The sequence below is a fragment of the Streptomyces sp. NPDC007084 genome (assembly GCF_040703595.1).
In the GTDB taxonomy this organism is placed as follows: domain Bacteria; phylum Actinomycetota; class Actinomycetes; order Streptomycetales; family Streptomycetaceae; genus Streptomyces.
Genome location: NZ_JBEYFY010000105.1, coordinates 1 through 10,261, shown reverse-complemented (window position 1 = coordinate 10,261; position 10,261 = coordinate 1). Strand labels below are relative to the sequence as shown.

Sequence of the window (10,261 nt, the reverse complement as noted above, 5' to 3'; positions counted from 1 at the left end):
GGGGGGGGGGGGGGGGGGCGGCCCCGGCCGGGGGCGGGGCGGGGTGTCCACCCCCCCCCCCCCGCCGCCGTCGAGTTCGAACCACACGGCCTTGCCCACGCCGTGCGCCCGCACACCCCACGCGTCCGCGAGCGACTGCACGAGGACCAGACCTCTGCCGTGCGTGCCGTCGTCGGCGTCCGGGACCCGCAGCCGGGGCCTGCGGCCCACGAAGTCCCGTACCTCCACGCGCAGTCGGCGCGCTCCGACGGTCGCCGTCAGGACGGCGTCACGGTCGGTGTGGATCAGCGCGTTGGTGACCAGTTCGCTGGTCAGCAGCTCGGCCGTCTCGGCCCGCCCCGGCTTCCCCCAGTGCCGTAGCAGCTCCCGCAGCGCCCTGCGCACCTCGGGCACGGCCCGCAGGTCCGCCGTGGCCAGTCTGCGCCGGAGCTGGGTGGTGTCCGGCCGGTCCGTCGCGCCGTCGGACATGTCGTCCACCGGGTCCCCCGGACCCGTGGAGGAGGTCCCCCCGGCCGTCGGAACACCGCCGCTTGCCTGCCTCTTCATGACCCCCGCCTGCGTGCCGATGTCGGAATCCCCTCCAGCTCGAACACGTTCACGGGGATCCATGCCCAGGCGGGAACGCGGCAGTCATGCCGAATCGGCGCGGGTGCCATTGGCGTGGACCTCTGGCATGTTCCGGCTGCTCCGGGGTGGGCGACCGGCGCCAATCGGCTCCGGACTCGCCGCGAACCGCCCCGAACCCAGGCGAGGGCGGCGGAGCCGGCCGTCCCGCACCGCCGCGGGTCCGCGCCCTCCGCAGACGCGCGGACCACGTACGCTCAGCGGTCGAGCCGACACCGGCCTGCCGAACCCGCCGTAGAAGACGAGGAGTTGTGGCGCCCGGCGGCTACGGCCTGGGCACGTTGCGCAGGTTGGAACGGGCCATCTGGAGCATCCGTCCGACACCGCCGTCCAGCACGATCTTGGACGCGGAGAGCGCGAAGCCCGTCACCATGTCCGCGCTGATCTTCGGCGGGATGGACAGCGCGTTCGGGTCGGTGACGATGTCGACCAGGGCCGGGCCCTTGTGGGCGAAGGCGTCCTTGAGGGCCCCGGCGAGCTGCTTGGGCTTCTCCACACGGACGCCGTACGCCCCGCACGCCTGCGCCACGGCGGCGAAGTCGGGGTTCTTGTTGGTGGTGCCGTACGAGGGGAGCCCCGCGACCAGCATCTCCAACTCGACCATGCTCAGGGCGGAGTTGTTGAAGAGGACCACCTTCACCGGGAGGTCGTACTGCACGAGGGTGAGGAAGTCGCCCATCAGCATGGAGAATCCGCCGTCGCCGGACATCGACACGACCTGCCGGTCAGGGTCGGTGAACTGGGCGCCGATCGCCATCGGCAGCGCGTTCGCCATCGACCCGTGGGAGAACGAACCGATCACCCGGCGGCTGCCGTTGGGCGAGATGTAGCGGGCCGCCCAGACGTTGCACATGCCGGTGTCGACCGTGAACACGGCGTCGTCGTCGGCGAGTTCGTCGAGCACCGCGGCCACGTACTCGGGGTGGATCGGGACGTGCTTGTCGACCTTGCGGGTGTAGGCTTTGACGACGCCTTCGAGCGCGTCGGCGTGTTTCTTCAGCATCTTGTCGAGGAAGCGCCGGTTGCCCTTGGGCCGCACGCGCGGGGTCAGACAGCGCAGGGTCTCCTTCACGTCGCCCCACACCGCGAGGTCCAGCTTGGAGCGCCGCCCCAGGTGCTCGGGCCGGACGTCGACCTGGACGATCTTGACGTCGTCGGGCAGGAACGCGTTGTACGGGAAGTCGGTGCCCAGCAGGATCAGCAGGTCGCACTCGTGGGTCGCCTCGTAGGCGGCGCCGTACCCGAGGAGACCGCTCATCCCGACGTCGAAGGGATTGTCGTACTGAATCCACTCCTTGCCCCGCAAGGCGTGCCCGACCGGGGACTTGATCTTCTCTGCGAACTCCATGACCTCGGCGTGCGCGCCGGCCGTGCCGCTGCCGCAGAACAGGGTGACCTTCTGGGCCTCGTCGATCATCGCCACGAGCTGGTCGATCTCGGTGTCGCCGGGCCGCACGCTGGGCCGGGAGGTGACGAGCGCGGTCTCGATGGTCTTGTCCGGGGCCGGCTCGGCGGCGATGTCACCGGGCAGCGAGACGACACTGACCCCGGACTGGCCGACCGCGTGCTGGATGGCGGTCTGGAGCAGCCTCGGCATCTGCTTCGGGCTGGAGATCAGCTCGCTGTAGTGGCTGCACTCGCGGAAGAGCTGGTCGGGGTGGGTCTCCTGGAAGTAGCCGAGGCCGATCTCGCTGGAGGGGATCTGCGAGGCGAGGGCCAGTACGGGGGCCATGGAGCGGTGGGCGTCGTAGAGGCCGTTGATCAGGTGGAGGTTGCCGGGGCCGCAGGAGCCGGCGCAGGCCGCGAGCCTGCCGGTGATCTGCGCCTCGGCGCTCGCGGCGAACGCGGCCGTCTCCTCGTGGCGGACGTGGATCCAGTCGATGGCCGCGTTGCGCCGGATCGCGTCCACCACGGGGTTGAGGCTGTCGCCGACCACCCCGTACAGCCGTTTGACGCCCGCGCGGACGAGGATGTCGACGAACTGCTCGGCGACGTTCTGCTTGGCCATGCTGCACGCACCTCTTCGTGATCCTCGAAAGCCGCAGGCGTCTCCCGTCCCCCGCCCCGCCGCCGGGGGGTGCGCGGATCGGTCCGCGTCCGCGACGCCTGGATCCAATGAATTCACACCGTGCGTGGTTACGCCTCCCAGACGGCGGCGGCGGTCCTGTCGTCGGCATAGCCCTTGACCCGGACCGTGCTGTCCGCGAGGAACGGCGCGAGACCGGGCGGCTCCCCCTGCGACCACCGTGTCGTGAGGTACTCGGCCAGCTCCGGTTCGCCGCGCAGCGGCTCGGCGAGGCCTCCCGTGCAGAGCAGGAGGGTGTCACCCGGGCGGGCGATCGAGGCCCGGAACCGGAAGGGGGCGCGCGGCGGACGCGGGGCGGGTTCGTACGGGCTCGGGGGTGTCGTGATCCCCAGGTCCATGGTGAGCCGGTCGCCCTCCGGGGTCTCGTGCGGCGGCGATCCGAAGCCGACCACGGGCTCCCCGGTGGCCTCGGCGACCCGGGGCTCGATGTCCTGCCACTCGCCGTCCCGCAGCCGGAACAGGCCGCCGGCGCCGACGCCGAAGAACACCCGGGTGCGGCACTCGGGGTCGGTGGACAACAGCAGACAGCGCAGGCTGGCGGTGTACTCCTCCGGTTCGACGCCCTGCTCCGCGGCGCTCGCCCGCAGTTTGCCGAGGCTGCGGTCGGTGAGGCGGTGCAGCCCGGACTTCAGGTCTCCACGGCGGGCGGCCCGGATGTCGTCGGCCAGCCGCGCGTGACTGCGGCCGACGGCGCGCGCGATCCACTGGCAGGCCTCCGCCGCGGCCCGGTGCGCTCCGGGAGCCGCCCGGGCGCCGGTCGCCATCGCCACCAGGACGAGCGCCTGCTCGCCCGTCCCGAAGCGGGCGGTGAGCAGCGAGTCGCGGCGCGGCTCGCCCCGGTACCGCGCGGAGTCCCCGCGCACCGAGACGGCGCGCAGGGTGCTCGTCCCGTACCGGGCACCGTCGAGCACGGTGTCCGCGACCAGGTCGTCCAGCTCGTCCGGGTCGGCGGGCGGCAACGCGGTCGGCTCGGCGTCGTAGGTGGGCGGCCCCGACCCGACGTGATCGACACTCGCCGGCCGCTGCCCCACCCCGAGCACGGGCGCCCGCCCCGCCCCGGCCCGGCCGCCCTCGCCTCCGTCAGCGTCGACGGCCCGGGGCGGGCGGAATCCTCCGGTGGTGGTGGGGAGGGTGGTGGGGGCGGCCGAGGTGGGAGCGGCCCCGGTGGGGGCGGGGCCCGCGGCGGCTGGTGTCACCGGGGGTGGGCCGGTGGGGGCGGGTGACTCGGGGATCTGCCGTGGGGGGTTGTACGGCGGGGCTGCGGAGGGCGGCTCCACGGCTGGGGGGCCTACGGGCGGAGGCTCTACGGGCGGAGGGCCTACGGGGTCCGAGGTGACCGGTGGCCTGGCGGGCTCCGGGGCGGCCGGAACGTCGGGGGCGGGGGCCTCGGAGGTCCGCTGCGGCGCGCTGTACGACGGGGCGGCTGGGGGCGGCTCCACAGGCGGCGGGCCGACGGGCGGCGGGCCTGCGGGGTCCGGGGTGATTGCCTGTCCCGCCGGCTCCGGGGCGGACGTGGGCTTCGGGGGCGTGTCCGCCGGGGCCTTGGATACGGGGGCTTGCCGGGTGGGCATTTCGGCGGGCGGGCCGCTTCGGGGGTCGGGGGCAGCCTGCGGGTCAGGTACCTGCGGGTCAGGCGCCTGCGGGGTGAAGCCCGGCGGTGTCGGGCCGGGCGGGAAGGGGGCGGGTGCCTGCGGCGGCTCGGCGCGCACCGGCTCCCACGGGCCTGGACGTGGCCCCGCCGCCCCGCCGCGCGCTGTCGCGCCCGTCCAGGAGCCCGGGGTCTGGGCCGCCGGAGGGCGGTCCCATGGTGAGGGTGCCTGAGCGGGTACACCGGAGCCCCGCTCGTTCCTCCCGGGGTGGGGTGCTTCCGGCTCGGCGGCGGGCGCCTGCTCCTCGGGGTACGCCGGAGCCGATTCCTCGGGGTACGCCGGAGCCGGCTCCTCGGGATACGCCGAAGCCGCCTCCTCGGGATACGCCGGAGATGCGTCGTCGTCGAAGACGCCACCCGGCCGCGCGCCCCCGCCGTACACCGTCGCGGGCCCCCACTCCGCCCCCGGCCCCGGCGCGGAACCGGATCCCGGCGCCGGTACGGACGGTGTCCCGGAACCGGCGTCCCGGCGGATCTCGGCGTCGGGGGCCGGGACGTCGCCCAGGGTGCCGGTCGCCGAGGCGAACCGGTCGTCCAGGGAGTCGGCCGCCGCCGCGGGCCCCGTGTCCTCGGTGGAGTCGTCGTACAACTCCCCCCACCACGCGTCCTCGTGACCGGTGCGCTTCTCCCCCTGCTGGCTCATGCCCCTAATTGTCCACCGCGACAGGCCGTTGAAAACGGCGCATCCGGAAAAACCGGCCAAGGTACTGGCCGTCGAACAGAGATACGTGACGGAACGTCGGCGCACAGAACCGCCGGGCGGTCCCACCCCCCACGGGAGAACCGCCCGGCGGCGTCTTGGTGATTTGCGTGGCTCGCGTCCGCACGCCGGGCCCAAGTGGGGCATTACGGGCGGCGGTTGGTGCCGCGGTGACTTGAGCTTGTCAGAGGGGCGGGGGGTGCGGCGATGATGTGCCGAGGCGGGTTTGCGCCGTGGCCGTTTCCCGCCATGGTGCCGCCGACCGGCCGGAACGCGTCCTTGGGAGGGGCATCGCCGCATGCTGGGAGCGATAGGTCTGGACGAGACCCACGAGTCGGCGTACCGGGCCCTGGTGTCCGTGGGCGCCGCCGACGTACCCGATCTCGCACGCCGGCTGACGCTCGGCGAGTACGACACGGAGCGCGCGCTGCGCATCCTGGAGCGGCACGGTCTGGCCGCGCAGTCCTCGGCGCGGGCCGGCCGCTGGGTCGCCGCGCCCCCTGGCGTCGCCCTTGGCGCGCTGCTCACCCAGCGGCGCCACGAACTGGAGAAGGCGGAGCTGGCGGCGGCGCTGCTGGCCGAGGAGTACCGGGCCTCCGCCGCCGAGCCGGCCGTGCACGACCTGGTGGAGGTGGTGATCGGCGCGGCGGCGGTCGCGCAGCGGTTCCTCCAGCTCCAGCTCGGCGCGGCCGAGGAGGTGTGCGCGCTGGTCACCGGGAATCCGCTGGTGGTGTCCGGGATGGACAACGACGCGGAGGAGCAGGCGGCGAACCGGGGCGTGCGCTACCGGGTGGTCGTCGAGCGGGCCGTCCTCGACCTGCCGAACGGCATCACCGAGCTGTCGGCCGCGCTCGGCCGCGAGGAGCAGGTGCGGGTGGTGGACCAGGTGCCGACCAAGCTGGTGATCGCCGACCGGTCGCTGGCGATGGTGCCGCTCACCTCGCACACCGCCGAGCCGGCGGCGCTGGTGGTGCACGCGAGCGGGCTCCTGGAGCTGCTGTCGGGGCTGTTCGAGTCGGTGTGGCGGGACGCGCTGCCGCTGCGACTGGGCAGCCGGGGCGTCCTGGAGCAGGAGGCGGACGGGCCGGACGCGGCCGATCTGGAGATCCTCTCCCTGCTGCTCGCCGGGCTGACCGACGCGAGCGTGGCGAAACAGCTCGATCTGGGACTGCGGACGGTGCAGCGCCGGGTGAAGCGGCTGATGGAGCTGACGGGCGTGACCACCCGGCTCCAGCTCGGCTGGCACGCCTACGAGCGAGGCTGGGTGGCGCGGGACTGATCTGCGGTTCAGCGCCCGCTCGGGCAGGCTGGGCAGATGGGAGTGTGGGAACTCCTGCTGGTCGGCGTGGTGATCCTGCTCGGCCTGTCCGGAGTACTGGTGCCCGGTCTGCCGGGGTCGTGGCTCGTGTGGGCCGCGGTGCTGTGGTGGGCGCTGAGCGATCCGCGGGCGCTGTCCTGGGCGGTCCTCGTCGGCGCGACGGCGGTGCTGCTGCTGGCCCAGGCGGTCCGCTTGGTGCTGCCCCCGCGCCGGCTGCGGGAGAGCGGCGCCACCACCCGGATGGCGGTGTACGCCGGTACCGGGTCGCTTGTCGGGTTCTTCCTGCTGCCGGTGGTGGGTGCGATCCCGGGGTTCGTCGGCGGGGTCTACCTCTGCGAGCGGCTGCGCCTGGGCGGGCGGGGCGAGGCGTGGGCGTCGGTGCGGACCGCGATGCGCTCGGGCGGCTGGAGCGTGCTAACGGAGTTCTTCGCCTGCCTGCTGATCCTGGGCGCGTGGCTGGGCGCGGTGATCTCGGCCTGACGGGCCCACCCGGTCCGGCCTGACGGGCCCACCCGGTCCGGCCTGACGGGCCCACCCGGTCCGGCCGGGCGGGGCTACGGGAAGCGGGCGGCCCCGGCCGGGCGGCTACCGGTAGCGGGCGGCCCGACCGGGCGGCTACCGGTAGCGGGCGGCCCCGGTCGGGACGAGGGCGGTCAGGTCGATCGCGCCGGCGAGAGCCCGCATGCCGGTGTCGTTGAAGTGCAGATGGTCACCGGGGTCGTAGGCGGGGAGGATGCGGTCCGGGCGGGCCGGATCGCGGACGGTCGCGTCGAAGTCCACGACGGCGTCGAAGATCCGTCCGCCGCGAATGGCGTCGTTGACCGCGCGCCGCATCGCCTCCCCGGCCGGGGTGTACGCGCTGTGGCCGCCGTACGGGGTGATCGTGCCGCCGATGACACGGATGCCGCGGGCGTGGGCGCGGCGCACGAGAAGCCGGTAGGCGTCCTCCAGGTCGCGGGGGTCGGTCGGCTCGGGGCTGCCCTTGATGTCGTTGACGCCCTCCAGCACGATCATCGTGCGGACGCCCGTACGGGAGAAGACGTCGGTGTCGAGACGGCTGAGCGCGCTCGGGCCGCGCCCTTCGCGCAGGACGCGGTTGCCGGAGATCCCCGCGTTGAGGACGCCGGGCCTGCGCTCCGGGGGCAGCTCCCGCAGGCGCTCGGCGAGCCGGTCGGGCCAGCGGTGGTTGGCGCCGAACGAGGAGCCGGTGCCGTCGGTGATGGAGTCGCCGAGCGCGACCACGCTGCCGGCCGCCGAGGAGCCGAGCACGTCGACGCCGGTCACGTAGTACCAGTTGCCGACGGTGGTGGTGTACGCGGCGCCGCTCTCGTCGGCGGTGCGGTCGCCGCCGGGGGCGATGAAGTTGGCCTGGAGCGCGGAGCGGTGGAAGGTGGCCGGGCCCGAGTCGCCCGGGGTGTGCACGGACACCAGGAGGCTGGCGTCGGCGGGGACGGTCAGGGCGACGGGATCGCTGACCACGTCCCGGCCGGCGGGGACGGTGAGGGAGCGGGCGCCGCCGAAGGTGACCGGGCGTACGGTGCCGGGCACCGCGCCGGGTCCTGCCGGGGCGCCGGGGAGCTGCAACGCCAGGGTGACGGAGCCGAGTTGGAGGGGGCCTGTGCCGAGCCGGTTGGTGAGCCGGACGCGGGCGGCCCGGCCGCCGACGCTGGTGTGCACGACGTTGCGGACGGTGGCGCCGGGCAAGGCGGGCGCGGTACCGGAGGCCGCGGCCTCCCAGGTGCCGGTCCAGGTGATCCCGGTGGACCTGTCGGTCCCGGTGGACCCAGGGGTCCCGGTGAACCCAGTGGCCACGGTGGACCACGTGTTCGAGGCGTGCGAGGCGTGCGAGGCGCCGGTACGGTTCTCCGCTCGCAAGGCGGTCACTGGGCCGAAGCCTGAGCTGGATCCGGAGTCGGGCTCCGCCTCGGCGAGGGCGCTCGGCGCGGTGAACATCGGGGTGATCACCAAGGTGGTCACCAGGGCGACGAGGGTGACGAGCTGGCGCCGGAGCGTGATCGCGCGGGTCATGGCCCCTAGCTTCCCTCCCCGGCCCCGCGGTCCCGGCTGGGACACCAGGGAACAGGAAATCCGAGGTCCGCCGGTGACTTTCGCCCGTGACTCGCGCCTGTGACCTTCCTCCGTGGTTTCCGAGGGACGCGGGCCTGCCGCTTCCTGTGCCACGGGCTTTCCCTTGGTCGGGCGGCCCCAGAGGTCAGCCGGTGGAGGAGATGCCGCCCGCACCGCTCTCGTGGGCGTCGAGCAGTTCGTCCCAGTGTTCGGTCGCCCACTGGCACGCGGCGTCCAGCGGCTCCAGTGTGCTGCGGCCCAGCGGGGTCAGCGCGTACTCCACCCGCGGTTTCGGGTCGGCGTACACCGTGCGGGACACGAACCCGCTCCGTTCCAAGCCGCGCAGCGACTGGGTGAGCACCTTCGCGGTGACGCGGCCCAGCGGTACACGGAGTTCGGAGTACCGGCGCGGGCCGTCCTCCAGGCAGCGGAGGATCATGGGTGCCCATTTGTCACCGAAGCGGAAGGGCAGCAGCGGGGACGGACACAGCTCGTCGAACAAGTCGGCCGGCAGCGGTGGCCGTGACGTCATCGGGGTCTCCCGTCTCCGGTCTTGGTATCCAGTCGGTGACCAACCGTCCGGATATCTTCCGAAGCATCGACGCGACGGGAGGTATTCCGGCGACGGGCGTCACCGCGAACGAAACCCATCGTTTCCCCCCATCAAGGCAAGGCAGGACATCCATGCGTGCAGCCCGCTTCCATGAATACGGCGCGGCGGAGGACCTGGTGATCGAGGAGGTTCCCGACCCGCACCCCGGACCCGGTGAGATCCGTATCCGCGTCGCGGCGGCCGGCGTCAATCCCATCGACTGGAAGCTGCGCGCCGGCGACCTGCGCGAGATCTTCCCCGTGGAGCTGCCCGCCGTTCCCGGGCGCGACGCCGCCGGTGTGGTCGACGAGACCGGCGAGGGGGTGGAGGGGGTGAGCGTCGGCGAACGGGTCTTCGGACTGGGCGGTGTCACCGGGGCGACCGCGGAGCTGTTCGTCCTCTCGGCCTGGGCGCACGCCCCCGCCACGTGGAACGACGAACAGGCCGCGGGCGCGGGTCTCGCGTCCGTGACCGCGATGTGCGGCCTGAACGCGCTCGGCTCCCTGGCGGGGCGCACCCTCCTCGTCGAGGGTGCCGCCGGAGGCGTGGGCAGCGCGGCGGTCGAGATCGCCGTGGCGCGGGGTGCCACCGTGATCGGGACGGCCGGCGAACGCAACCACGAGTTCCTCACCTCGCTCGGCGCCGTCCCCACCACTTACGGCCCCGGGCTCGCGCGGCGCGTCTCCGCCCTCGCTCCGAACGGCGTCGACCTCGTGCTCGACACCGCGGCCTCCGGATCCCTGGACGACCTCGTCGCGATCGCGGGCGACCCGAAGCGCGTCGCGACGGTCGCCGACCACGCGGGCGGGGAGCGTCTGGGCACGCATGTGGTCGGCGCGGTGAACGACTCCGCCCTGCTGTCCGCGGCGGCGGAACTGGGCGGCCAGGGCCGCTACACACCCCGTATCGAGCAGGCGTACCCCCTGGAGCGGATCGCCGACGCCCACGCCCGGGCCGAGCGCGGACACACCCGCGGAAAGATCGTGATCTCCGTCTGAAGATCTCCCGTCTGAAGATCTCCGTCTGAAGCGCGGGGCGGGGCACAGATGCGCGGGTCGGCCTCTTCCTCGGCCCGCGCCCATACCCCTCCCGCTGCCCTCCCTGTCCTTCCTCGGACTGTCCTTCCTCGGGCCTAGGGCGTGTCCGCAATGTCGGTGGGTCGTTGGTCCGTTCGTGGTGCGTCGTCATGAAGTGACTGATCAGGCTTGGGCGGTGATCGGGCCGTT

Annotated in this window: 8 protein-coding genes; 3 read left to right on the top strand and 5 right to left on the bottom strand. The window is 73.6% G+C overall.

Translation table 11 applies throughout. From position 1 onward, the window contains the following. The 3 genes from AB0912_RS35440 to AB0912_RS35430 all read right to left on the bottom strand — a co-directional run. Positions 1 to 468, bottom strand: a 468-nt coding sequence (locus tag AB0912_RS35440) for an ATP-binding protein (RefSeq protein WP_366707372.1), incomplete at its 3' end; no start/stop codon positions are given. 421 nt (positions 469 to 889) lie between these two features. Then, positions 890 to 2,632 (bottom strand): pyruvate dehydrogenase, encoded by a 1,743-nt coding sequence (locus AB0912_RS35435; RefSeq protein WP_366707368.1) that lies wholly within the window; start codon positions 2,630 to 2,632, stop codon positions 890 to 892. Between the two features lie 128 nt (positions 2,633 to 2,760). Next, positions 2,761 to 4,281, bottom strand: a complete 1,521-nt coding sequence (locus AB0912_RS35430) for a protein phosphatase 2C domain-containing protein (RefSeq protein ID WP_366707370.1) — start codon at positions 4,279 to 4,281, stop codon at positions 2,761 to 2,763. A 1,075-nt stretch (positions 4,282 to 5,356) separates the two neighbouring features. Between AB0912_RS35430 and AB0912_RS35425 the strand changes: the two genes are divergently transcribed. Beyond that, entirely contained in the window at positions 5,357 to 6,337 is a 981-nt protein-coding gene (locus AB0912_RS35425; protein ID WP_366707366.1) for a helix-turn-helix transcriptional regulator, read from the top strand. 36 nt (positions 6,338 to 6,373) lie between these two features. Further along, a complete protein-coding gene (locus tag AB0912_RS35420) occupies positions 6,374 to 6,856 on the top strand; it encodes a DUF456 domain-containing protein (protein WP_366707364.1) in 483 nt (160 codons plus the stop codon). A gap of 135 nt (positions 6,857 to 6,991) precedes the next feature. On the opposite strand, the gene AB0912_RS35415 is transcribed toward AB0912_RS35420, so the two are convergent. Together AB0912_RS35415 and AB0912_RS35410 are read right to left on the bottom strand one after the other, a co-directional pair. Then, complete coding sequence (locus AB0912_RS35415) at positions 6,992 to 8,404, bottom strand: SGNH/GDSL hydrolase family protein (protein ID WP_366707362.1); 1,413 nt, start codon at positions 8,402 to 8,404, stop codon at positions 6,992 to 6,994. Positions 8,405 to 8,588: 184 nt separating this feature from the next. Next, on the bottom strand, positions 8,589 to 8,975 hold the full coding sequence (locus AB0912_RS35410) for a helix-turn-helix domain-containing protein (protein WP_366707360.1): 387 nt from the start codon (positions 8,973 to 8,975) through the stop codon (positions 8,589 to 8,591). A 152-nt stretch (positions 8,976 to 9,127) separates the two neighbouring features. Between AB0912_RS35410 and AB0912_RS35405 the strand changes: the two genes are divergently transcribed. Continuing rightward, a complete protein-coding gene (locus tag AB0912_RS35405; protein ID WP_366707358.1) occupies positions 9,128 to 10,033 on the top strand; it encodes an NADP-dependent oxidoreductase in 906 nt (301 codons plus the stop codon). Positions 10,034 to 10,261 lie beyond the last annotated feature (228 nt).

Bases quoted from the DNA above. Each gene is read 5' to 3' on its own strand.
- AB0912_RS35435 (WP_366707368.1), bottom strand. From the start codon at position 2,632: ATGGCCAAGCAGAACGTCGCCGAGCAGTTCGTCGACATCCTCGTCCGC.
- AB0912_RS35415 (WP_366707362.1), bottom strand. From the start codon at position 8,404: ATGACCCGCGCGATCACGCTCCGGCGCCAGCTCGTCACCCTCGTCGCC.
- AB0912_RS35410 (WP_366707360.1), bottom strand. From the start codon at position 8,975: ATGACGTCACGGCCACCGCTGCCGGCCGACTTGTTCGACGAGCTGTGT.
- AB0912_RS35420 (WP_366707364.1), top strand. From the start codon at position 6,374: ATGGGAGTGTGGGAACTCCTGCTGGTCGGCGTGGTGATCCTGCTCGGC.
- AB0912_RS35405 (WP_366707358.1), top strand. From the start codon at position 9,128: ATGCGTGCAGCCCGCTTCCATGAATACGGCGCGGCGGAGGACCTGGTG.
- AB0912_RS35430 (WP_366707370.1), bottom strand. From the start codon at position 4,281: ATGCCCACCCGGCAAGCCCCCGTATCCAAGGCCCCGGCGGACACGCCC.
- AB0912_RS35425 (WP_366707366.1), top strand. From the start codon at position 5,357: ATGCTGGGAGCGATAGGTCTGGACGAGACCCACGAGTCGGCGTACCGG.